Source organism: Micromonospora sp. WMMD961 (assembly GCF_029626145.1).
In the GTDB taxonomy this organism is placed as follows: Bacteria; Actinomycetota; Actinomycetes; order Mycobacteriales; family Micromonosporaceae; genus Micromonospora.
Window position 1 is genome coordinate 1,009,883 of record NZ_JARUBJ010000002.1, and the last position, 21,185, is coordinate 1,031,067.

Consider the following 21,185-nt stretch of genomic DNA (forward strand, 5'->3'; position numbering starts at 1 on the left):
TTCAGCGCGGCGCAACCAGGATCGCCATTAACTACGCCGCATGACCGTCGGCCTGTTCGGCGCGCCGCATGCGGACAAACCCTTCGTCCGCATGCTCGCCATTCACGACAGCGACGCTGAGGGTGAGTGTGAGGAGGAGGGGCGCGATCACTCGTCAGATCCGCCCTCTGGTTGTTCACGAACCTGGGAGGTGCCAGTGGAGCACGAAGTCGTTCCATCCGCCCTGATCGTGACGGGTGCCGGGAGGGGTATCGGGCTCGCCATCGTGCGGGCGACCATGAGCAGGGCCCTTCATGTGTACGGGCTGGATATTCACGTGCCCGCGGACGTTCCGCGCGGAGACCAGGGCCCTTCCTGGCACGACGTCGATGTCGCGGATGAGCAGCAGGTGCGGTCGTTCTTCGCCGATCACGTCAAGCCGGGTTCGGTGGGTGGGCTGGTGAACTGCGCGGGAGCGGTGGGGCGCACCTCGATCATCGATGCGGACGTAGCCGAGTGGGAACGGATGCTCGCGGTCAACCTGAGCTCGGCTTTCCTGGTGATCCGTGAGTTCGTTGCGTATGCCGCCCTTCCTGCCGCCATCGTCAACGTCAGTTCCGTGAACGCCCACTACGGGCACCCGGAGCGACTCGGGTACGCGGTCGCCAAAGGCGGCGTGGAGGCCCTCACCCGGGTCACTGCTCGGCAATTGGCCGGTCGAGGCATCCGCGTCAACACGGTCGTGCCGGGTGCGATCGCCACCCAGATGACCCCCGACAAGGCCGCCGGTCACCGCTGCCTCCTCGGGCGCTGCGGTGAACCGGAAGAGGTGGCGGACGCGATCACGTTCCTGCTGTCGCCGAAGGCGTCGTACATCACCGGCAGCACGCTGCACGTCGACGGAGGACTGGGATTGCGATGACGACTACCCACGGCGGCATCGCCGAGATCGACTACGCAGCCATGATCCGCGCCCTGAACCAGGTCCACTACGCGGGCGAGACGTCGTTCTACAACACAGCACCGCTGCGCCCCTGCGAGGAGGCGCTCTATCACCGGCTCGGTGCGGGGGCGCGAATCCTCGATGTGGGATGCGGTGCCGGTCGCGTCACCCAAGCGATAACCGTATTGGGCGGCGACATCGTCGGCGTCGACATCAACGAGGTGGCTCTGGCAGTTGCCCGGGCCGCGTGCCCGAACGGCACCTTCGTGCACGGCAGCATGAACGCCCTGCCACTACCAGCGGACACTTTCGACCAGGTGTGGTGCCTCCGCTTCTCCTTCAACGCGCTGGCAACCGAGGCCGAACGTGTGGAAGCCCTGCACGAGATGTGGCGGGTGTGCGCCCCGGGAGGCACCGTCCTGGTAGAGACGTTCAACTGGCACTACGCCGGCCGGCTCGGGCTTGTCCGTATCGCCAATCTGCTGGACCTGGCCGCCCGCGCCGCGCGATGGCGGGGGCAGCGCCGCACCGGCTCGCGGCCCCTGCCAGCGCGCGACATCATCTACCTCGCCAACAAGACCAGCGGAGCGGCACCTGGCTACGCCCACCTCACCACCGCCCACGAGCTGTACCTCCTCGCGGCGACATGCGGGATCCGGCAGTACGCGACCGTGACATCGGAGGAGGGTGTCCTGTCGGCCCCCGCGCTCCCGGTACGCGGCAGACACCGCCGGTACTCGATGTGGCTCGTCCTCCGCAAGCCCGGGGAGCGGTCATGAGCTTGTTGAGAGTCGGCAACCACGCGCTGGAGATCCGGATCGCTGAGTCGGCACCACGCTGCCTGCGGCGGTTCGTCGCCCGACTCGCTGACACGGAACTGCCGACCATGCCGGCCGGGCAGGTCATGCAGGTACGTGATGGGCACCGAACCCGGCTGACCGTCGACGTCAGTAGAGGTAAGGTCCTCCTGGAACTGGCCGCAGAGCTGGCTGGCGATCCACCCACGTTGGAGATCGGAGTGCTCCAGGCCGCGGCACGCTCCTTGGCCGTCATGGGGGACGGCGAGCTGACGCTCCTGCACGGGAGTGCGGTGACCATAGACGGGGGACGGTCGGCCATAGCGGTGCTGGACGGCGGACGCGGGCAGGGCAAGACATCACTCGCGCTGGGCGTCGCCGCTCACGGAGGCAGCCTCCTGGTCGACGAGTTCGCCTTCACCGCTTTCCCCTGCCGTCAGCCCTGCGTGGTGCCGATGCCCACCCTGCCCTGGCACGTACGCGCCGACATGGCGTCGCTGCTGGCACCTCACGCCACCGAACGGCTCCTCTACCCGGTGGATCTTCCCACCCCCACCACTGCCGGACACCGCCCGCTGCCGCTGAGCCTCATCGTCATTCCGGATCAGGGTCTTGCGGCGGGTGAACTGCGCGAGACGCCTACTCCCGCAGCCCGGGATCTGCTGCGCGCGGCGGTGACCGACCACGAGGCGAAGCTACGCGACCCGACTCTTGACCACGTCTCGATCTTCTCCTCGGCTGACGAGGTCACCATCAGCCGCAGTCTTCCCGCATTCAACTTGGCGGAGAAGGCGCTCGACGCACTTGCCGCTGTACCGGTCATCCGCGTCGGCATCGGCAAGCCAGACGATTTGCCCACCAGTGTTGCCGCGGTGATCCGTCGGACAAGAGGAGATTCGTGATGCGGCAGCCGGCCGCGCCACCGATGCTCCTCCTCGCCGGCACCAGCGAGGCTGGAAAGTCGAGCGCGGGCGAGTACCTGGCCGCCCTCGGCGCCCGCCGCGTCAAGATCAGGACGGTCCTCGTGCAACTCACCTCAGGCCGGCAGGCCTACCACGAGGGCGTGGAGACGCGGGAAGGCTTCGGGTACGACGAGTTCGTCTCGAAACTCCTCGTACTAACCGACCGCGGCGAGGCCCCCTTGGCAGTCGAGAGCTTCATCGATGCCGCTTTGGCTATGACTGTGAAGCGAACGTGGCCGGCACCATGCTCGATTATCTTCATCACCGCTCCAGAACTCATCCGCGTCAAACGCCTCGCGCAGGCCCGAGGGCTGACCGCCGACGAGGCCCGACGCATCATCCGACGCAAAGACGAGCGGAAACGCGTCCACGAACAGCTTCCGGCCTGGCGCGCAATTACCGATCACTGGGTCGACAACACTGCCAACATCATCAGCTTCAGGGCTCGTCTCCGCGACGCGTTCCAGACCATGCAGACAGCCCCAGGAGGCATCCAGCCATGACTCGTCGATACGCCTCCGCCGGTGCCGTCGTCGCGACCGACGACCTCAGCTCTCCACAAGTCCTGCTCCTCGATCAGGTCCGAAAGACCGGTGAACGACAGACCGTCGCGCCGAAAGGCCGACTGGAGCCAGGCGAGGCACCACTCCTCGCAGCCAAGAGGGAGGTGGCCGAGGAAGCCGGCCTCACCGACACGCACTACAGCGCGTATCTCGGGCAGGAGGCTTACACGTTCACCGACAACGACGGCACGCCAGCGACGAAGATCGTCGACTGGTTCCTCTTCTCGACGTCCACCACCACCACGACGCCGGCCCGGGACGAAGGCTTCGTCCAGGCCCGCTGGCTCGAGGCTTCCGCCGCCCGGCAGGCCGCCAGCCATCCCCAGTTCCAGCAGGTGCTGGATCGCGCCCTTGCCGTCATCACCTGGCGTGCCGCTCATCCCCTGCCGTTCAGCCGAAAGCTCAGTTACCTGGTCAACCAGGTGGCGGCAGAGGCCGAGGCCGTCATCGCCGGACATCCGGATGCCGGGGTGGGGCTGTGCGGATCCGCCGCACGAGGAGACTTCATCGAGGGCTGGAGCGACGTTGACTTCATCGCTTGGAACCTGCCCCCCACGTCGGCCGCCGCCACGTCGCTCCACGAGATCGTCAGTGAAGCGGCCCGACGCCACGGTTCTCGAGCGTCGCTGCACCTCGCCGACAGCCACGGGGGCGACGCCCGTCGCCTCGGTCCGCTCTACGACATGAAGATGCGGGTGGTGCTGCGTCGCGTAGGGCTCGACACCGCCGTGATCGCAGGTGCCACCGCCCCTACGCCGGCCGTCACCACAGAACTGACCGATCTCGCTGGTGATGTTGGCGTACTGCACGAGTTCGCCGTCGCCCGTCTGGCCGCCAGCCACCACACAGAATCGGAGCGCGAGGACACCGCACGCCGAGTGTTGTCGGTGCTGTCGAGCGCCGGTCGACTGCTTGTCGCACATCGAGCGCCAGAGGTCGGCCTGCGGCTTCCCGAGGTGGTCGAGGCGCTGCGCGACTGGCCGGGCACCCAGCTCAGATCGCTCCTTGGAGACTACGACGCCTACCGCCGTGCAGGCGCAGACGACGTAGCGCAGGCCGAACTGCTCGCCGCGCGGGTGCCAGGTGCGCTTGTGGCCGTGAGGAGCATGCTCGAAGAGTCGGCATCCCTATGATCATTTTCGTCGACGGGATCGATGGCAGCGGGAAGACGACTCTGATCAGACACCTTGCCACCGCCCTCAACAGCAGTGGCATTGAAGCAGTCGTCTCCAGCCCACTGTGGCGTTACCTCCCCATGATCGCCGCGCCGGAACAGTTCGCTTCCTGGGTCGTCAGTACCCCAGGTATGGACGTTGCAGAGGCGCTCATCGGGGCGATGATTGATCGTCTCGATGATCTCCGCGACCTGAGCGTCGCACAAGACCGAGTGCACCTGGTTGATCGCGGGCCGAAGACCGTCTACGCATCCGCCCGCGCCCACGCCCACGAACGACACACGGCATTCGAACCCCTTCGGGAAAATCTGGCCGCCTCGGTCCGAGCACTCACCGACGTCCAGCCGTGCGTGGCGATCGAACTTGGGGAGGGCGAGGAGGCGCTCCAGATGGCCCTTCCGCGCCTCACATCATCTCAGACCGTGACGCCCGGTTACCTAAGGTATTTGCAAGCTTTCGCCATAGAAATGCATACCTTTGGCGACTGGCCGGGCCTGCCAACGCAACGACTTGACGTATCCGTTTCGGCCGAATTCAATTGCGCGACGGTCATCGAGTCTCTCCGCCTCCCGACGATCAGGAACGGTCGCGCGGACGTAGGAGAAGCAGCGCCCGCAAATAGACGGGGCCGGCAGGCATGAGCCAGCGCATGCCTGCCAATGTTCGACCGCGCTCGAGCAGGCCGGCCCAGGCCCGATTAGCCGACGCCGGCCGGCTTCAGAAAGGATGTGACCTTGTCGAACGAGAAGAGGCCGTCGCGCAGATCCTGGTAGCCCTGCGCGACCAGGTCTGGATCAACTCCAGCAGCACGCGCCTGCTCCCGCAGCTTAGCCAAGCCGATCCGGGACCGCAGGATCCGTGCCTCCATCTCGACGTCACGGATTTGCGCGCAGGCGGCTAGTTCCTGCCCCGCTCGCCGCAGGAAGAAGACTGCGGCGAACGGGCCACCCACCCGGAGAACACCAGCAGCAGCCAGGAGCAGCATTGCTGCGGCTGGAGCGCCGGCGGCTTTACCCGGCGATGCCGCCGAGGCCTCCTCGCCGGACTTCTTCTCCGCCAGCCGCTCCAGCAACGGAGCCGCCAACGGGCCGCCGACACCGGCAGCACCGGCAGCGGCGAGATAGAGCAGGCCTACGACAGGCACGGCGATAACCCTCCAAGACGAAAACGTGACAGCGGCCCGGGCCGCACCCCACCGACGTCAGCGGCGAGCCTGGGAGAGGGCGAACCGGCAAACGAGGCGATAGAGGAGCAGAGGACCGTGTTGCGAAGAGTTGCACACCTGCCACCTCCCGCGCAACATGACCCTGTACTCTTCTCTCGTGGATGAGGAGCTCACTGACGACGAAGGCCCACTGCAGATCGCGGCCGGCACCGCCGGCAACCACCGGTTCGGCGCCCTGCTGAAAACTCTGCGCGAACGCAGCAGCCTCAGCCCACAGCAACTCGCCGACCAGGCAGGCGTACACGTGTCGTTTGTCCGCGGCATCGAACGAGGCGCCCAAGCACCCTCGATGGACACGGCCGCCGCCCTGCTGGCCCGCGTACGAGAACAGGCCCGGATCCAATGGCAGGCCACCGGCCCGGTCGACCTGCTCATCCGCGACCCCGGCACCGACCGCGACACCGCCTTCGCGTTCACCGCGAAGGTGAAAGGCCAGAACCGGCGCACCGACGGCGGCCCGGAGATGGCCGCCCTGCGCTTTGCCACCACCATGCGCCAGATGGGCCCACAGATGGCTGCCGCGCTAGCCGACCCGGACACCGGCCCGCACGCCAGCGCCGTCCGCCTCGTCACCACCATGCAGGAACTGGGCCCGCAGATGTTCGCCATGCTGGCCGGCACCTATCACCAACCGGCCGACGACCCCGACCGGGACACCCGCGAGCAACCGGCCCCACCGGAACCTGCCGACGACACAAGATTCGGCCGAGTAGTCCGGCTCCTCGCCGCAGCCGACGAGCGAACCCTGATCCGAGTCGAGCGCCTCCTAGACGCCGAGCGTTCCCTGAACGCCGACAACGACTAGCTACAGCACCTCAGCCGGCCAGAAAATCCGTCCCACGCCCCACCCACCAGCTGCCAGCTGCCAGCTGCCCCAGATTGGGTGGACGTTCGTACCGCCGAGCAGCACATTCTGCGCACCCACCACACCGCCGCGACAACGAAAACCGGACCTACCTGGCGGCTGGTGGCGGGTCGTTGTCCCTCGAGGCAACTTCGGAGGGGCGCCAGATTTCCAATCGCGGCCCCGCGGACCTGCCTCGTACCATCGGTGTTGTCACGTGGTGGTTATGCCCTCGAGGGGATGAGTGCGAGTCGAAACTGCTCTGTTCGGGCGTATGAGTCAGAGCCTGCCCGAGGCCGTTAGGCAGGAATTGTCGTCGCGCAACCGCCTGTTGCCGCGTCGCTGGGACTACGTCGCCCTGTCAGCGGACTCGTCCGCTGTGGAGAGGTGGCTGCGCCCGCGGTTGCGGCGCGGCCCCTCTGGTAGAGCCGCCAGCGTCGTTTTCGCAGACAAGGGTTGGCGCGGGGCGCGACCGCTGCACGTCATGACCCTCGAGGACAGGGTGCTGTACAGGGCCCTGGTCGGGCTCGTCAAAGAGGCGCTGCCGGACCGGCTGCGAAACCGAGAATCGATCGAGCAGTTCCGTGCCGCGCCGCTCGACGTTCCGAGCGTCAGGTACATCAGCAAGACAGACGTGACTGCCTATTATGAGTTCGTTGACCATGAGTTGCTCTGCGCAGAACTGGTAGCCCAGACAGGCGAAGAACTTGCGGTGGAGTCGCTTGCCGACCTGTTGGCCTCGGTTATCGGCCGTCGAGTAGGCCTACCGCAGGTGCACCCATCCAGCGATGTTCTGGGTGATAGTTACATCGATCCTGTTCGGAGGCGTCTACTCCGGCGAGGTCACGCCACGTTCACCTACTCTGACGACTTCAGGATTGCCTCACGTTCGCTGGGCGAAGCGCGCAAGTCGTTGGAGGCGTGCGCCATGGAGGTGCATGCCCTTGGCTTGGTGCTCAACGAGCGTAAGACCTATACCTACGGTATGGCGAGGTACCGGGAGTCACTGACATCGTTCGCTGAAGCAGAGCGACGCTTGTTCGAGGAGGGCGACTCGGCCGACTCGTCGGGCGGCCTTGGATTTCTGGATTCGGGCTACGGCGACGCGGATGGTGAGGAGACTGGGCGGTCTACTCTTGGCGCCTCACCAGCGAACAGCAGTGTCGACGAGGATGATGCGTTCACCGCCGAGAATGACGAGGTCGCTGAGGAGATCGACGCCCGCCGCGTCCAAGCCGCTCAGCGGGCGTGGGAGCTGTGGGAGGAGGAAGACGAGTCCGAGGAGACGCAGGCGGGCCAAGACGCCGCCATAACGCAGTCTTTGCTTGGCCGAGCCTTGTTGACGCTTGGCGTGGCTGGCGACAATCGTCCGCTGAAATTGCTGTCTGCCCTCCTCCGCTACGAGCCGGCGCTGACACCACAGGTAGCGGCATATCTCGACGCGTATGGACGGGGCGGCAGACGTGCGCGTACCGAGATCCGAAGCGCGCTTGACCAGGTCGTTAGCGGCAACATCCTCAGCACATGGCAGGGAATCTGGATCGCCCATGCAGCCGGCGGTGTGCAACGAGCGACACGTAAACATGCCTATGAGGACTGGCTCGCACGCTGCGTCGCCGACGGCCAAGATGGCCTCGCCGCCACCGCTGCGGCGTCGTTGGGGCGGATCGGCCGAGGTGATGCCGGTGTGGTTGCATCCGCCGTCGATCGGGTCGGCCCCGAATGGCGTCGCCTGGCGTTCTGGGGCCTGATCGGCCTTGATCGCGCTCGCGCCGAAAGTACCGCCGACGACGAGTTGGATCGGCTGCTGATGGCCCAAGCGGCTGAACAGTGACTGCGTCGGTTCCGCGAGTTCTGTCAGTCGAAGCTGAAGCGGCGTCGGCACTGCTGTTCCGCACTCTAGGCGCTCACCGAGCAGCCGTCGCGGCCCTAAAACCGCAGCCGCGTTCCCGCCTGCGACCATCCCCAGATGGAGACCCAGTACAGGATCGATGCCAAGCCACTCTGGTCAGGCTGCTATCGATCACCGAGGCGTTCGCTGCGGAGTTGCTGTCACGCGAAGTAGAGCGGGCCCTTTCGGGCGCCTCGAACGCGACGGCCACCAAGATCGCCGAAGATGCCATCATCCGCGGTACCGGGGGTTGGTCAGATCAGCAGAGGTCATACAAGGATTGGCTCGGAGTCAACGAGGACTGGAAGGCGGTCGAGCGACTGGCCGAGGCACGTAACGCCGTCGCCCACGGCCTAGGCAAGCTGACCAGACGCCAGATCCGCAGCGAGCGCAGCGTCAAGGACAAGCTGAGGGCTGCTGGCATCACCGTCGACGACAACCGGGTCGTGCTGTCCGACGGGAGCCTCGCCGCAGCCGCCTCAGCATGCCGCGACTTTATCGAAAGACTTGATCTGGCAGTCCAAGCGAAAGTCTGACCGGGAGGTCACAGTCGGCGGGCTACTGCCGGGCTGGTCAGGTCCCCTACAGTCCGGGCGAGGTCGGCGCTGACCCGCGCGACCAGGGCCAGCCCGGAGATCTCCGGGTAACGACTCGCCCGCCACCGCTCCGCCAAACGCCGACCCAGAGTCGGTTTCGTGCCTGAGTCAGCGCTCGAAGCCGTGGACGTTTGCCGCCGAGGCGCGCTCCTGCCAGCCGGCGGGCTCCCGGCACACCATGATCTTTTCCGATGTGCGCGGTGTGTGCTCCCCAGCGGATGCCAACCCGGGTGAACCGGTGCCAACGCGGGTCACTACGGCCGACCGCCGGTCGCAAACCACGGTTCGTGTGCTCCGGGTGTGGTCCTGGGCTGGGCGAACAGGGGGCCGGGTGACGTGGGTCAACGTGAGCCACTCCCTGCCACCCCAGGTGAACCCCCAGGTCGCTAGACTGTGCCCTCGCGCCCCCGTAGCTCAGGGGATAGAGCATCGGTTTCCTAAACCGTGTGTCGCAGGTTCGAATCCTGCCGGGGGCACCTCGATACACAGCCGAAACGCCATCTGAGCTGGCAATAAACACGCTGCTCAATTAGAACAGGTGTGCAGCCGTAGGTCACCGGAAGCCGGCGTTTGTCGTAGGTCGCGGAACAGACGCGGAATGACCTTGAAGTCATCTGCCCAGGTCAGCCGATACGGCCGGGGCAAGATCCGGAACGGCGACCATCATACGGGCCACGCCACGCCTGTCAGAGCCTCAGCGATCCTGTCGTTGACGGTGGCCTCTGCGCCGTCGATGCACTTGGCGTAGACCTTGAGCAGTACGTCCACGGAGTGTCCGGCCCGGTCGGCTACTTCGGTTGCTGGCACACCGGCGTTGAGCCACAGCGACACGGCGGCGTGCCGCAGGTCGTATGGCCGACCAGCGAGCGGAGAGTCAACCTGGCGCGGCGTCAACGCGAGCCGACGCGCCTCATCCCAGACGCGCGAGTACGTCGAGGCGGCAACCACGTTGCCCCGCTCACTCTGGAACAGCCGGCCGTCCTTGGCGACGCCGAACCGCTCCAAGTGTGCGCGCAGGATCGTCACGAGCGTGGGCGGCATCGGCACGCTGCGCGGCTCATCCTCGGCCCGGTGCTTCAGCCCTCGATCGTCGTGAACCTCGCCGCTGTCGGTCCACCGCTTGCCTGCCTGGGGTCGACTCTTGGCCAGCGTCAGTCGACCCCATCCCTTCTCGGGTAGGTCGCAGTCCTGCTCACGCAACGCCAACGCCTCTGCTGGACGGAGCGCGGCGAAGTACAGGCAGGCGAAGAACGCGACCAGGCGCTCACCACGCTTGGCCTTTCGTCCCCGCTGGCCGACGTAGGTGACAGCGATCAGCAGTTCCAGCGCCTGGCGTTGGTTGACGACCACCCGCCGATCGACGACCTCGGCAATCTTCTTCCGTTGCGATCGCACCCGAAGCTTGTCGATCGGGTTGAATTCCAGCTCTTCCAGCTCGACCGCGTACTGAAGCGCGTTGTAGAACACCGACCGCTTCCGGCGGGCGGTGGTCGCGGCGGCCGGCTTGCCGTCGAGCTTCACCACCAGGACGTCGAGCGCACTCCGAACGGTTGCCGCCTCCCGAAGCTCAGGCAGCGGCAGGGAAGCGTGGCGCAGCCAGCGCATCGCGTCAGCGAGGTCCGGCGGCATGTCGAGGCCACGAGCTGGCGGCGGCAGCACGTGGTTACGCAGCGCTTGGCGAAGCAGCTCGACCGGCGGCCGACCTGTGGCGTCCTTGACGAGTGCCGCTGTGACGGCGGCGAGCGCCTCGGTCATGCTGTCGCGGGATTTGGCCGCAGCGCCCGCCCACTTCATGTCGACGTACTTTGTGGCGAAGTCCAGCCAGGTTGTGGCCGCCGGGGCTTCGGTCAGCGAGTCCGGTAGCCCGGTGTCAGTATCGAAAGCCTCGCCCTGGTTGGCTGCCTGCATCAGGTCGGAGCGGAAGCTGTCGGCCAAGGCCCGGGTGACGAACGTGCGGGACTTCTCGCGGCCAGCCACCACCCACCGGACGGTGTACGACCGCTTGACCTTCTTCGACCCGATACCTCCGGCGTTCGGTTTGATCGCCCAGATGCGCACGCGACGAGACTTCACGCCGCCACCTCGCGCCGCTGCTCCAGCCAGATCCGGAGGTCTTTCCTCGAAATCCGAAGCTCCCCGTTGGGAAGCCGGATGCAGGCCGGGGCGATGCCGAGTTCGCGCCACCGGTAGAACGTCCGGCGGGACACGTTGTTAAGCGCGGCGAGCACCTCCGGAACGGTCATCAGGTCGTCATCCACGGTCAGAGGTCCTTCCTCCTGTCGTATCAAGCGGCGACCGGCGTGGAGCCGGCCAAGGTGGTGCCGAGTTCGTGGGCGAGTTCTTCGCGGCCGGTGGCGTGTCGGGCGCGGGCCATGGCGGCGGCGGTGTTGGCGAGCAGCGCGTCTCCGGTGGTGTGCCAGCCGACGCCGGCGAAGGTGAGGGTGCCGACGATGAGCGGGGTGGTGTCGTTGAGGTGGTCGACGGCCCGCAGGGCGGCGGGTTGCTCGTCGGCCTGGTGCTCGTGTTCGTGGCGGCGGAAGGCGACGCGGGTGTCGCGTAGGAGTTGGAAGGTGACGGAGTAGCGGCGGGCTTTGGTGAGGAAGTGGCCGCCGAAGCCGAGCATGTGTGCCCACCGACGCAGCCGGGCGTAAGGGTTGCCGGTCGCCGGTTTCGCCGGTTCGGCGTCAAGGCTGGCTTGACGTTCGGCGACGCAGACGGGGCAAGCGCGGTAACGGGTGTGGGTGCCGCAGTCGGGGCACTCCCACCGCTCGACGAAGCCGGGTGTGGGCCGGTAGTCCCGGGGCCGCTGCGAGAGCGGGACGGGTGTGCTCGTGGGTCGGCCGAGTCGCCAGCAGGCGTCGATGAGGCGGGCGGTGTGGTCGCCGTCGGGGTCGGCGTAGTCGCCGATGCTGTCGGCGTCGAGCCTGACGGAGCGGTGCCCGGTTACCTCGGTGCTCTTGGTGGCGTACTTGGCAAGGTAGCCGGCGACCATGCCGTCGGTGACCTCACCGCTCCCGGTCAGACTGATGGGTCGGATGTCGAGGCCCTTGGACGGGTCACCCCACACGATCGACCAGCCCTCGGGCCGGTCGGGATGGGTAGGGGTGGTGTAGCCGACCTGGGTCACAGCGTGGCGGATGGCGTCGTCGAGGTCGGCGGCGGTGAACCCGGCCGGTGGTGGGATGACGGCGGTGGGATCGGTGGGGTCGACGCCGTCGAGGCGCACCAGGGCGTGGAAGTGCACTGCTCCGCGTGCTTGGAACTCGGCGGCTTTGCCGTGGGACAGCCGGACCGGAGCGAGGGTGCGGACCTTGCCCGAGGCTGTGACCATTCGGGCCGGGGGGATGCCGCGTCGGCGGGCGAGTTGGGCCAGGTGGCGTTCCGCGGCTTGCTTGGTGCGCCGCCATAGTTCGCCTGCGAACACGTTCCAGACGACCTGGTGGTCGTGGTCGTAGCAGTCCAGGCACAGCGGCTGCCCGAGCACCTGGTCCCCGGGTTCGTGGCGTGCCCAGCAGACGGCCGGGAGGCCGTGGGCGCAGAGTCCGGCGGTGGGGTCGGTGCTGCGGCGGGCGTGGCAGGGGTCGGGGCGGCAGTCGCAGCGTTTGCGGTTGGCGCAGGTGTGCCGCTTGACCGCGCGGACGTGCACAGCACCGAAGGACGGCGCGGTGAATGTGGCGAACACGGCCGGGTGTCGGGAGACGGTGTCAGGGACGCCTTTGCCGCCGACGAGGCCGGCGCGCAGGAGTTGGTAGGCGTCGCGTTGGTAGACGCCAGCGCAGGTTGGGCAGACGGTGGCGCGTCGGTTGCCGCACGCCTTGTAGATGGCGGCGTCGGGCATGGCGTCGGTGTGCCGGGCGTCGAGGAGTCGGCCGGTGGAGGGTTCGACGGTGAGGAGCTGCCCGGCGAGGCGGATGGGTCGGGTGCAGCCGGCGGCGGCGCGGACGTGTTCGATCCAGCCGAAGTAGTCGGGGTGCTGGGCGCGGGTGAACGCGGAGCCGGCGGCGGTGTAGCCGACGAACGGGATGGTGTCGGCGTTCGAGCCCACACCCCGGGCCGAAGCGCGGGGTGTGAGGTCCAGCGTCGAATCCATCAGCCGACGACCTCGTGGTGTCGGTTGGTGATGGTGTGTTGGGTGACGATGATGCGGCAGGCGCCGCACTGGCGGTCGGCCGGTTCGTGCCGGTGGCACGGAACAGTGGTGGTCGTGTCGCCGCAGCGGATCGTGGCCGGGGTGCGGCAGGGACCGCCGGGGATGACGTCGACGACGGTGCGTCGGGTGTCGTAGATGTGTGGTTCGGCGAAGGCCGGGCAGGTGTGGAAGGTGTAGTCGATGTCGACGACGTGGATGGTCATCGGGCACCACCCGTGACGGGGGTGCCGTTGACGGCCGGGGTGTGGCCGGTGATGGTGTGCAGCAGTTCCCGGGCGATGTCCGGGGTGACGGAGAGCAGGCCGGCGAGTTCGTCGATGGTGATGGGTCGGCCGGTGCTCTGTTCGTGGCGTCCGACAACGAATCGGGCGGTGGGCATCAGGTGCGCCGGAACCTCGGGCCGGGCGGCCGGGATCGGGGTGAAGGCGGGTGCCGTGATGGCGGCCGGCGCAGGTGGCGGCGTGGCGTCGACGGCCGGCACAGGGGCCGGGGTGGTGTCGACGGCCGGCGTGGTGGTCGGCGCGGTGGCCGGTGTCGTGTCGGTGAGGTCGTTGACGGCGGCGAGGAGGGCGGCGGCTTCGGCTTGGATGGCGGCGAAGTCGGGGCGGATGCGTCCGGCGACGAGTTCGACGCCGATGACGAGGACGACGACCAGGGCGAAGACCAGGCGTAGGCCGAGGCTGCCTGGTGAGGCGAAGTTGATGGTGGCCGACAGCATGGCGGCGGCGGCGAAGACAACCATGGCACCACGCTTGGCGTCTTTGGCGATACCGGAGGTGCGGACGACGGTCAGCATCGACACCATCGCGGCGTCGAAGATCAGCGGCACGAGGTAAGCGAAGTAGCCGGCGTTCTGAGTCCACAGGTAGTGGGCCTGGTGCAGGTAGCTGGTCAGCAAAGCGCCGAGCAGGACGAAGCGGTTGTACCGCTTGATGGAGGCAATCGCCTTGAGCATGGTCGGTACGGCGTTGCGGGCGTACTCGGCGGCGAACTGCTCGGTGACGGCAGTGGGGTCAGTGGTGGCCATGGGGAGTCACCTCCGGAGCCGGGATGGCGTCGAGGGGGATGAGGTCGACCACGCCGGAGCAGTGGGCGCACATGATGGGGGCCAGCCCTTGGGCGGCGAGCTGCTGCCGGAAGCAGGGCAGGCAGGCGAAGTCGGCCGGGAACAGTCCGTCGCCCTCGCAGAGGGCGCAGGCTCCGAGGCAGACGGGGCAGGGCTTGTAGACCGGGCCGAGGATGTCGTGGATGCCGGCAGGGCTGCTGCCCTCGATGCACCACAGGCAGGGGTCAGATAGGTGGAAGCTCACGACGGGTTCCCTTCGTGGCAGTCGAGGCATTCGCCGTAGCGGCGGGGGATGTAGTAGGGCTTGACCTGCTGGCAGATCCGGCAGGTCCGGCGGGCACGAAGCGCCTTGGCGATGGCCTCCCGCTGAGCGGGCGTGGCAGTGCGCTTCGGTGCTGCCATGTCGAGGCGGTAGAGGTAGGCGACCCGATGCTGTTTGCGGTGCCGCCAATAGATCTGCGCAATGGGGTCTTGGCCGTTGGGGCGAAGGCCGGCGGCGCGCAGCTGCCGCACGGTGGCCAGGCCGTCGGGGGCGCAGTGGTAGGGGAAGGTGGGGAACCCGTAGCGGGTGCCGAGCGGGTCGTAGAACTCGACCCGGATGCCGGTGCGCTCGGCCAGGTTGTCGAGGTCGACGCTGCGCAGGTCGGTCATGGTTTGTCACCGCCCCAGCGCTGTTGGGCGGCCTGCTTGGAGATTCCGAGCCGGGAGCCGATTTCCGACCAGGAGTAGCCGAACGTGCGGAGGCCGATCACGGCCTCACCGATGGCGTCGTCAATGACCGACGACAGGGCGACCAGGTCGCGCAGTGCTTCCACATCGCCGGTGGCGACGCGACGACCGTGAGCGCGGATGATCCGGCGGCCGAACGCGGCGAACTCGTCGTTCTCGACGACATTGCGGCGCTTCTGCCGAGGAAGCTTCGGCGTCAAGGGCTTCTTGACGGTGCTCATTAGTTCTCGCCTCCCGTGATGTGGAGGCAGTCCCACTCGTCGGCAGCCGCTTCCAGGGCGGTGATGACCTGCTCGGCAGTGCGGGCCGGGTCGTCGTTCCACGAGTACGGGGAGTCCCACTCACCGAGTAGGTGGCCGTCCTCATCGACGAGGAAGATCGGGGCGATGGTGTCGAGGTAGTCGACGAACGCGCCGAGGGTGCCGAGGTAGTCGGCGAGGGTGTCGGGGCCGAGTTGGGAGAAGTGCTCGACGCGGTGTCCGGCGCAGGCGATGCCGATAGCCCCGGCGGCGCAGGCCGGCGGGGTGAGGTGGTCGGCGGGTTCGTAGATGTCGTAGTAGCTGCCCTGGGTCCAGCCGTGCCGGCGCAGGTAGAGAGCAGCCATCCGCAGCAGATCGGCCGGTGTGACCGGTGCTGTGGTGGGTGGGTTCTGGGTAGCCTTCATGGCAACCACGTCCTTTCAGAAGGGCTTGGTGGGAGGTCGGCGGAACCGGTTCGCTTTCCAGGGCTGAGGCCGGTTCCGTCGGCCGATCAGTGAGTGCGCAGCCGCAGGTAGCGGCGTTGGCGGTTGTCGTCGCCGCCCATTGGCGTCGGTGAGGACAGGTAGACCAGTCGGCCGCTGGCGGACGCGGCGCGGACCATGACGGCGATGTCCTCAGGACGGCCGATGACCCACAGTTCGGTGAATTGGGCGGCCCGCTGGTTGTTGGCCTTGGCGTAGGCGCGTTCGCGGGTGGTCATGCCGCCATCTCCCACTCCGTGGAGGTGCCGGCCGGGATGGGAAGGCCGCCGGGGCGGCGGGTCCAGGCGGCGTAGTCGGCGATGTTGTAGATGTCGGTGTCGGTGAGGTAGGCGGCCTTGATGCGGCGGGGGACGCCGCCTTCGGCCAGGAGGTACGCCGCGCCTTGGTTGGTGGGCGCAATGTCGGAGGCGGTGTAGCCCTGCTCGGCCCAGCCTTGGCCGAGGATGATGTTGGAGCTGTTCAGCGAGGTGCACCGGAACGCGGCCCGGTAGCCGAACAGGTCCCGCAACGAGGCGGGGATGATGTCCCACGACGGGCGCTGAGTCGCCGCGACGACGGGCATGCCGCAGGCCCGGCCGAGGGAGACGAGCCCTCGCAGGAGAGTGGAGAACTCCTCCTGCTGTGCCTTGGTGCCGAGCACCGTGGAGAACATGGCGAGTTCGTCGATGACGGTGAGGATGACCGACATGCCGTCATCGGGGCCGAGCTTGCGGCGCCGGTTGGCGAGCAGCCAGGTGTAGCGGTTGGTGGCCACGGTCAGCAGGCGACGCAGGACCGAGATGCCCTGGTCGATGTCGGGGCCGATGAACGCGTCGGCGAGGTCGCGCCAGGGGCCGAGTTCGACGAGTTTGGCGTCGAAGAGTACGAGGCGGGTCAGGTCGGACAGGACGCCGTGGGCGCAGATGTTGTTGACCAGGCCGGACTTGCCGCCGCCGGGCTCACCAGCGGCGAGCAGGTTGTGGTAGACGACGTCGAGGTAGACGGGTTGGCCGAACTCGTCGATCCCGATGAACACCGGGTCGAACATCGACAGGCCAGCACCCACCGGCACCGCGCCAGCGGTGGTGGGAGATGTGGTGGTCATGAGGTGCCCTCCTGGGCGTAGTGGGCGCGAGGAACCACACGAACGAGCCGTCATGGCTCCTCGCGTCCCGAGATGGGTGAAGGTCAGATCCAGTCGGAGGTGTCGTCGTCTTCCACGGACGACGCAGACGAAGCCGCGGGCTTGCTGCCGTTGGCCGTCGTCGGGGCCGGCTTCTTGCCGGCCGGCTTGCCCTGGGTCGGAAGGTTGATCGTCGGAGCGGTGACGTCCGGCAGATCCAGGGCGGTAGGCACCGTCAGCGGTGACGCCGAGACCGGTGCGGCCAGGTCGATCACGTCGACCAGAGGTGAACCGACGTGGGCGGTGAGCACCTCGCGGCGTTTGATGTCGAACCGCAGGTAGGCGGCGTTGTTCTCCGAAGCGCGCTCGATGAGCACGGTGGAGGCGTGGCAGGTGACCGCGATCTTGTCGAGGCGGGATTCCAGATCCTTAGCCGACAGGCCGGGGCGGAGGTAGACCCAGACCCGTTCACCAACCGGGGTGGGGCGAGCCCACAGGATCAGCGGCAGCGACCCGGACTGGTTGGCGATGATGAACTGCGCGAAGCACACGCGCAGCCGGTGCCGCACCACGAGGCACCACATCCAGGCGATGACGCAGCGACGGACCGCCGGGATGGCGGCGGGGACGCCGACGACCAGGGCGACCACGAGCAGGGTCACCAGGGTCGGGGTGTGGTTGGCGAGCTGCACCCACGCGGTGAGCAGCAGAACCGCCATGGCGGTTTCGAGGCTCCACCACCACAGCAGCCGAATCACCGGCCAGATCCGCACGAGCAGCCAGGCGAGGGCACCGGTCGGAACGCCGATCAGGGCACCGACGAACAGGGACACGATCGGGTGCCAGTAGGAAGCGGCCACCACGGCCGACAACAGGCCGACGATGACCGCCGTGAGGATGAACGCCATCTTGGCGTTACGTGCGGAGGAACGGTGGACCTTGGCCTCGATGACCGTCACCGTTCCGGTTGACTTGCCGCCGAAGCGGCGGGGGCTAGACTTGGACACGACGAGTCCTCCCAATGCCAGTTGGGTTGGATGAGTGGGCGGCACCGGGGTCGGCAGACGTAGGAGTCAGTACCGACCCCGGGCCATTTCTTTGGGGTTGTCACCACTGCCAGGTGGCGACCGGACCGGGAGATGTAGGAGTCAGGAACACTCCCGGGACCGCATTGAGGTGGGATTCAGCGGACCATCAGGCCGCTAGGGTGGCCACGGACACCAGTGGCACACACAGCACAGCGGTGCGAGGGACCTACTTGGCCGGAGAACCAGTCTTCGGCTTCAGCGAGACCGCCCGGAACGCGACGCCGTTACGCCCGTTGGTCGCCCACGGAATGGCCTCCAACTGCTCGACGGCCAGGAAGTCGCCCACCTTCACGCTCGGCTTCTCTCCCGCCGTGGTGATGGTGATGACCTCCCCGCCGTTCTCGTCGAGCACGAAGACCTGGGTGGACCACATGAGCCGGCCCGTGTTCTTCTCGGACTTCTGGTTGCCGTTCTGGTCGTTCTTCGGCTCCGGGTCCTTCGACGCCGTCACCTGCTTGTTCGTGGTGTCCACGTACAGCTTCACAACAGACCTCCTGTGTCTGAGCGCATCCCTTGTTGGACGACTGCTCGGTGATGAGTCCACTGTCGCCACACTGGGTGTCACGGCATCACCACTCGCGCTGTACGTCTTGGGACGTCCCCGCTAAGCTCAAGTCGTCCCCCACGTCCAAGGGAGTACGCAATGGCGAATGAGCGGTTACGCGAGGCGATGCTCAAGGTCGGGTTGTCCACATACGAGCTAGCAGAGCGCATAGACGTCAACCCGAAGACAGCGGAGCGATGGGTGACGCTCGACCGCGCGCCTTACCCACGCCATCGACATGCCATCGCCGCCATCGTGCAGGAACGCGAGGCGTACCTGTGGCCGAAGGTCGTTTCGCCGGAACGAGCAACGCGTATCGCAGAATCTGAACTCGTTCACGTCTACCCGCGTCGTGCGGCCATCCCGTTGGACATCTGGGGCCGACTGATCGATCAGGCCACCGAGGAGATCGGGATCCTGGTCTATGCCGGGCTGTTCCTCCCAGAGCAGGTTCCAAGCATCATCAAGGACTTGACCATGAAGGCGCAGGCAGGAGTCCGGGTACGGCTTCTCCTAGGCGACCCGAAGTCGCAAGCGGTGGCGGCCCGAGGAGCGGAGGAGGGAATCGGGGACGCGATGGCCGGCAAGGTGCACAACGTCCTGGCGTTCTACAACCAGCTCTGCGGCGTTGAAGGCATCTTCGCCCGCTTCCACGGCACCACGCTCTACAACTCGATCTACCGGTTCGACAACGAGCTACTCGTCAATACGCACGCATACGGATTCCCAGCGGCTCACGCTCCGGTGTTGCACCTTCGGCGGCTTTCGGCAGGGGAGCTGTTCGACACCTACGCAGACAGCTTTGACCGCGTGTGGTCAAGTGGACACCCGATCTGGGGTCCGACCGTGGCAGCCTAGAGGCATGGCGAGGATCGAGCACTACAACGACCCGGACGCACCCAAGGCCAACAGCATCGTGGTAGCTGTGACGGTCTTCGTTCAAGACGGTCAAGGGCGTGTCCTGCTCATCCGGCGCACGGACAACGGCCTGTGGGCGCTACCGGGCGGCGCCCAGGACTTCGGTGAGTCCATCGCCGAAACAGCCGCGCGTGAGACTCGGGAAGAGGCCGGCGTCGAGGTTGAGGTTGTCGACATTGTGGGAACGTACACGGACCCGAGGCATGTGGTGGAGTACAGCGATGGAGAGGTCCGGCAGCAGTTCTCCATTTGCTTCCGGGCTCGTTACGTCAGCGGCGAGTTGCGCACCAGCGAGGAGTCAGCCGAGGTGCGATGGGTGTCCCAGGACGAGCTAGACAGCCTGCCGATCCACCAGTCGATGCGGCTCCGGATCGATCACGGGTACGAGCGCCGAGCCAAGCCCTACATTGGCTGAGCAGCGAGAGTTGCTTCGGTCCGCTTGACAGCCTCAAGCAGTGTCGGCGTTGCCCGAGCCCAGAAGCGGACGACGATGCTGTCTGGCTCGTAACGCTGGTGAATCTCGGCCAACCGATCCAGCACATCCAGGTCTTGGCCATCGGGACCGGTGGTCATGTCAGCGAACCAAAGGGCATCCGCGGTTGGCGACCGTTCCTGGTCGAACTCCTCAGCAAGGACACTGCCGAGCCCCCGCTCGTCGGCCTCAAACTGAGCGCAGGAGTGATGGGCGACCAAGGCAGCGATCCTGCGCGGCCAACCGTTGGCCAGAAGCCAACGAGCACCATCGAGAGCGTGTAGACCTGTGTCTGCAACGCTAGAGGCATAGCCCAGGTCATGTAGCCATGCCGAAGCCACCAACGCCTGAGCATCAGCGTCGTCAAGAACATGAGCGATGCGGTCAGACTTCAAAGCGACAGCCTGCACATGCTTCCACCTTCGCGGCAGTCCGCCAGCCAGGTGGCGCTCTGCCAGCTCAGCGGCCTGCACTAGGAGGTCGTCATCCACGCATCCAGGCTACGCGTCCCGAGACGTCCCCAGCATCAGCCCATCGCTGCTTCGGGAGGTGCCGGCTGACTGTCGGACACCGGCAGTGTCAAGCCTCAGTCGCCAACCTGGCGTCGGTGCGACTCACGACGTAGCGGGTCGAGCATGCTCCTCCAGGTGCCGGCGGACAACGCCATCATGCGCTCAACCACATCCCGTGCTCGGTGCTCGTCGTCGAACTGGTGCCTTACCTCCTGGCCCTCGTCACCTCCGAGGCGTCCCCGCACGATCCACGAGTCCCCGTCTGACATCAACCAGATGTCGCGCCGTCCCATCCGGCCCCACACGCCGTTCCACCAGCGGCCCTGCACATCCACACCGAGAGCCTATCGAACGCACGTACGAAGCAGCCGGCTGCCGGCAATGTTGTGCAAAGTTTCTGTACGTCTTCAAGGCGGCCCGAGACGGGCCGCAAGCGCCGCCGATTGGGCGTCATGACCGCCCGGCCGGGGGATGGCCGGGCGGTCATGCCCATTGCCCATCGGCTGGCGCGGAACAGCGGAAAGCCCGGGGCCGCCGCAGACTGTGGGGCCGAGGGTAGTTGGTGCTCGTGGGCCGGCAGCCGGCCGGGCCGCGCCCCGAGCGGCGCGGCGCAGTGAAGGGCACGCCGGGTCCGCGCGGCGGGTCGCGGCGGCGAGTTGGTCGCGGTTACCGCGCCTCCGGCGGGGGCGCAACGACTCCGAGATGGCCTGGGTCCGTCGGCGGGTCGCGGTCCGTGGGTAGTTGCGCAGGGCCATCCCGCCAGCCGCCGACCCGGGCGAGCCGAGCAGACCACCGCCCGGCCCGCCAGCGTCCGTACGTGCGTCAAGGTCCGCTTGACATGGCGGACCGGGCGGCGGCCCGCTCCCCAGAGGGCGGGTCGGCGGCAG

General features: G+C 67.1%; 26 protein-coding genes and 1 tRNA gene. 12 read left to right on the plus strand and 15 right to left on the minus strand.

From position 1 onward, the window contains the following. The first annotated feature begins 40 nt into the window (after window positions 1–40). The 6 genes from O7614_RS04860 to O7614_RS04885 are packed head-to-tail and all read left to right on the plus strand — an operon-like array spanning window position 41 to window position 5,060. Entirely contained in the window at window positions 41–901 is an 861-nt protein-coding gene (locus tag O7614_RS04860) for an SDR family oxidoreductase (RefSeq protein ID WP_278137294.1), read from the plus strand. Beyond that, window positions 898–1,701: a class I SAM-dependent methyltransferase gene (locus O7614_RS04865; protein ID WP_278137295.1), complete on the plus strand. Its 804-nt coding sequence runs from the start codon at window positions 898–900 to the stop codon at window positions 1,699–1,701. Before O7614_RS04860 ends, O7614_RS04865 begins: the two co-directional genes overlap by 4 nt. Then, window positions 1,698–2,621, plus strand: a complete 924-nt coding sequence (locus O7614_RS04870; RefSeq protein ID WP_278137296.1) for a hypothetical protein — start codon at window positions 1,698–1,700, stop codon at window positions 2,619–2,621. The genes O7614_RS04865 and O7614_RS04870 overlap by 4 nt, the downstream gene beginning before the upstream one ends. Further along, on the plus strand, window positions 2,621–3,184 hold the full coding sequence (locus O7614_RS04875; protein WP_278137297.1) for a hypothetical protein: 564 nt from the start codon (window positions 2,621–2,623) through the stop codon (window positions 3,182–3,184). The genes O7614_RS04870 and O7614_RS04875 overlap by 1 nt, the downstream gene beginning before the upstream one ends. Then, window positions 3,181–4,377 carry an NUDIX domain-containing protein gene (locus O7614_RS04880; RefSeq protein WP_278137298.1) on the plus strand — a complete coding sequence of 399 codons (1,197 nt, stop codon included), beginning with the start codon at window positions 3,181–3,183 and terminating at the stop codon, window positions 4,375–4,377. Before O7614_RS04875 ends, O7614_RS04880 begins: the two co-directional genes overlap by 4 nt. Further along, complete coding sequence (locus tag O7614_RS04885) at window positions 4,374–5,060, plus strand: hypothetical protein (RefSeq protein WP_278137299.1); 687 nt, start codon at window positions 4,374–4,376, stop codon at window positions 5,058–5,060. Before O7614_RS04880 ends, O7614_RS04885 begins: the two co-directional genes overlap by 4 nt. Window positions 5,061–5,116: 56 nt before the next feature. On the opposite strand, the gene O7614_RS04890 is transcribed toward O7614_RS04885, so the two are convergent. Continuing rightward, window positions 5,117–5,563 carry a hypothetical protein gene (locus O7614_RS04890; protein WP_278137300.1) on the minus strand — a complete coding sequence of 149 codons (447 nt, stop codon included), beginning with the start codon at window positions 5,561–5,563 and terminating at the stop codon, window positions 5,117–5,119. 178 nt (window positions 5,564–5,741) lie between these two features. Between O7614_RS04890 and O7614_RS04895 the strand changes: the two genes are divergently transcribed. From O7614_RS04895 to O7614_RS04910, 4 genes are all read left to right on the plus strand, one after another. Next, a complete protein-coding gene (locus O7614_RS04895; RefSeq protein WP_278137301.1) occupies window positions 5,742–6,449 on the plus strand; it encodes a helix-turn-helix transcriptional regulator in 708 nt (235 codons plus the stop codon). A gap of 313 nt (window positions 6,450–6,762) precedes the next feature. After that, the gene (locus O7614_RS04900) at window positions 6,763–8,322 is read left to right on the plus strand and encodes a reverse transcriptase domain-containing protein (RefSeq protein ID WP_278137302.1); all 1,560 of its coding nucleotides are present in this window, start codon (window positions 6,763–6,765) and stop codon (window positions 8,320–8,322) included. A gap of 212 nt (window positions 8,323–8,534) precedes the next feature. Beyond that, complete coding sequence (locus tag O7614_RS04905) at window positions 8,535–8,915, plus strand: hypothetical protein (RefSeq protein WP_278137303.1); 381 nt, start codon at window positions 8,535–8,537, stop codon at window positions 8,913–8,915. 463 nt (window positions 8,916–9,378) lie between these two features. After that, window positions 9,379–9,451: transfer RNA gene (locus O7614_RS04910), tRNA-Arg, on the plus strand. A 187-nt stretch (window positions 9,452–9,638) separates the two neighbouring features. On the opposite strand, the gene O7614_RS04915 is transcribed toward O7614_RS04910, so the two are convergent. The 13 genes from O7614_RS04915 to O7614_RS04975 form a co-directional block, all read right to left on the minus strand. Further along, complete coding sequence (locus tag O7614_RS04915; protein WP_278137304.1) at window positions 9,639–10,955, minus strand: tyrosine-type recombinase/integrase; 1,317 nt, start codon at window positions 10,953–10,955, stop codon at window positions 9,639–9,641. Window positions 10,956–11,044: 89 nt separating this feature from the next. Then, window positions 11,045–11,233, minus strand: a complete 189-nt coding sequence (locus O7614_RS04920) for a helix-turn-helix domain-containing protein (protein ID WP_030504500.1) — start codon at window positions 11,231–11,233, stop codon at window positions 11,045–11,047. Window positions 11,234–11,259: 26 nt separating this feature from the next. Then, entirely contained in the window at window positions 11,260–13,065 is a 1,806-nt protein-coding gene (locus O7614_RS04925) for a replication initiator (protein WP_278137305.1), read from the minus strand. Then, window positions 13,065–13,328 (minus strand): hypothetical protein, encoded by a 264-nt coding sequence (locus tag O7614_RS04930; protein WP_278137306.1) that lies wholly within the window; start codon window positions 13,326–13,328, stop codon window positions 13,065–13,067. Before O7614_RS04930 ends, O7614_RS04925 begins: the two co-directional genes overlap by 1 nt. Continuing rightward, window positions 13,325–14,152 (minus strand): DUF2637 domain-containing protein, encoded by an 828-nt coding sequence (locus O7614_RS04935; RefSeq protein ID WP_278137307.1) that lies wholly within the window; start codon window positions 14,150–14,152, stop codon window positions 13,325–13,327. The genes O7614_RS04930 and O7614_RS04935 overlap by 4 nt, the downstream gene beginning before the upstream one ends. Then, window positions 14,139–14,435 carry a hypothetical protein gene (locus tag O7614_RS04940; protein ID WP_088986530.1) on the minus strand — a complete coding sequence of 99 codons (297 nt, stop codon included), beginning with the start codon at window positions 14,433–14,435 and terminating at the stop codon, window positions 14,139–14,141. Before O7614_RS04940 ends, O7614_RS04935 begins: the two co-directional genes overlap by 14 nt. Beyond that, window positions 14,432–14,842, minus strand: a complete 411-nt coding sequence (locus tag O7614_RS04945; RefSeq protein WP_278137308.1) for an RRQRL motif-containing zinc-binding protein — start codon at window positions 14,840–14,842, stop codon at window positions 14,432–14,434. Before O7614_RS04945 ends, O7614_RS04940 begins: the two co-directional genes overlap by 4 nt. Continuing rightward, a complete protein-coding gene (locus tag O7614_RS04950; protein ID WP_278137309.1) occupies window positions 14,839–15,141 on the minus strand; it encodes a hypothetical protein in 303 nt (100 codons plus the stop codon). Before O7614_RS04950 ends, O7614_RS04945 begins: the two co-directional genes overlap by 4 nt. Then, entirely contained in the window at window positions 15,141–15,584 is a 444-nt protein-coding gene (locus O7614_RS04955) for a hypothetical protein (protein ID WP_278137310.1), read from the minus strand. Before O7614_RS04955 ends, O7614_RS04950 begins: the two co-directional genes overlap by 1 nt. An 86-nt stretch (window positions 15,585–15,670) precedes the next feature. Continuing rightward, complete coding sequence (locus tag O7614_RS04960) at window positions 15,671–15,880, minus strand: hypothetical protein (RefSeq protein WP_278137311.1); 210 nt, start codon at window positions 15,878–15,880, stop codon at window positions 15,671–15,673. Continuing rightward, entirely contained in the window at window positions 15,877–16,746 is an 870-nt protein-coding gene (locus tag O7614_RS04965) for an FtsK/SpoIIIE domain-containing protein (protein ID WP_278137312.1), read from the minus strand. Before O7614_RS04965 ends, O7614_RS04960 begins: the two co-directional genes overlap by 4 nt. An 83-nt stretch (window positions 16,747–16,829) precedes the next feature. Next, the gene (locus tag O7614_RS04970; RefSeq protein WP_278142146.1) at window positions 16,830–17,723 is read right to left on the minus strand and encodes a hypothetical protein; all 894 of its coding nucleotides are present in this window, start codon (window positions 17,721–17,723) and stop codon (window positions 16,830–16,832) included. A gap of 295 nt (window positions 17,724–18,018) precedes the next feature. Continuing rightward, window positions 18,019–18,336: a hypothetical protein gene (locus O7614_RS04975; protein WP_278137314.1), complete on the minus strand. Its 318-nt coding sequence runs from the start codon at window positions 18,334–18,336 to the stop codon at window positions 18,019–18,021. 159 nt (window positions 18,337–18,495) lie between these two features. Between O7614_RS04975 and O7614_RS04980 the strand changes: the two genes are divergently transcribed. Both O7614_RS04980 and O7614_RS04985 read left to right on the plus strand, forming a co-directional pair. Continuing rightward, on the plus strand, window positions 18,496–19,254 hold the full coding sequence (locus O7614_RS04980) for an XRE family transcriptional regulator (RefSeq protein WP_278137315.1): 759 nt from the start codon (window positions 18,496–18,498) through the stop codon (window positions 19,252–19,254). Window positions 19,255–19,258: 4 nt separating this feature from the next. Continuing rightward, window positions 19,259–19,729 carry an NUDIX domain-containing protein gene (locus O7614_RS04985; RefSeq protein ID WP_278137316.1) on the plus strand — a complete coding sequence of 157 codons (471 nt, stop codon included), beginning with the start codon at window positions 19,259–19,261 and terminating at the stop codon, window positions 19,727–19,729. On the opposite strand, the gene O7614_RS04990 is transcribed toward O7614_RS04985, so the two are convergent. Then, entirely contained in the window at window positions 19,717–20,277 is a 561-nt protein-coding gene (locus tag O7614_RS04990; RefSeq protein WP_278137317.1) for an HD domain-containing protein, read from the minus strand. The genes O7614_RS04985 and O7614_RS04990 overlap by 13 nt on opposite strands. Window positions 20,278–21,185 lie beyond the last annotated feature (908 nt).

Bases quoted from the DNA above. Each gene is read 5' to 3' on its own strand.
- O7614_RS04875 (WP_278137297.1), top strand. From the start codon at position 2,621: ATGCGGCAGCCGGCCGCGCCACCGATGCTCCTCCTCGCCGGCACCAGC.
- O7614_RS04925 (WP_278137305.1), bottom strand. From the start codon at position 13,065: ATGGATTCGACGCTGGACCTCACACCCCGCGCTTCGGCCCGGGGTGTG.
- O7614_RS04960 (WP_278137311.1), bottom strand. From the start codon at position 15,880: ATGACCACCCGCGAACGCGCCTACGCCAAGGCCAACAACCAGCGGGCC.
- O7614_RS04935 (WP_278137307.1), bottom strand. From the start codon at position 14,152: ATGGCCACCACTGACCCCACTGCCGTCACCGAGCAGTTCGCCGCCGAG.
- O7614_RS04945 (WP_278137308.1), bottom strand. From the start codon at position 14,842: ATGACCGACCTGCGCAGCGTCGACCTCGACAACCTGGCCGAGCGCACC.
- O7614_RS04985 (WP_278137316.1), top strand. From the start codon at position 19,259: ATGGCGAGGATCGAGCACTACAACGACCCGGACGCACCCAAGGCCAAC.
- O7614_RS04870 (WP_278137296.1), top strand. From the start codon at position 1,698: ATGAGCTTGTTGAGAGTCGGCAACCACGCGCTGGAGATCCGGATCGCT.
- O7614_RS04965 (WP_278137312.1), bottom strand. From the start codon at position 16,746: ATGACCACCACATCTCCCACCACCGCTGGCGCGGTGCCGGTGGGTGCT.
- O7614_RS04930 (WP_278137306.1), bottom strand. From the start codon at position 13,328: ATGACCATCCACGTCGTCGACATCGACTACACCTTCCACACCTGCCCG.
- O7614_RS04900 (WP_278137302.1), top strand. From the start codon at position 6,763: ATGAGTCAGAGCCTGCCCGAGGCCGTTAGGCAGGAATTGTCGTCGCGC.
- O7614_RS04955 (WP_278137310.1), bottom strand. From the start codon at position 15,584: ATGAAGGCTACCCAGAACCCACCCACCACAGCACCGGTCACACCGGCC.
- O7614_RS04860 (WP_278137294.1), top strand. From the start codon at position 41: ATGACCGTCGGCCTGTTCGGCGCGCCGCATGCGGACAAACCCTTCGTC.
- O7614_RS04880 (WP_278137298.1), top strand. From the start codon at position 3,181: ATGACTCGTCGATACGCCTCCGCCGGTGCCGTCGTCGCGACCGACGAC.
- O7614_RS04980 (WP_278137315.1), top strand. From the start codon at position 18,496: ATGGCGAATGAGCGGTTACGCGAGGCGATGCTCAAGGTCGGGTTGTCC.
- O7614_RS04865 (WP_278137295.1), top strand. From the start codon at position 898: ATGACGACTACCCACGGCGGCATCGCCGAGATCGACTACGCAGCCATG.
- O7614_RS04950 (WP_278137309.1), bottom strand. From the start codon at position 15,141: ATGAGCACCGTCAAGAAGCCCTTGACGCCGAAGCTTCCTCGGCAGAAG.
- O7614_RS04885 (WP_278137299.1), top strand. From the start codon at position 4,374: ATGATCATTTTCGTCGACGGGATCGATGGCAGCGGGAAGACGACTCTG.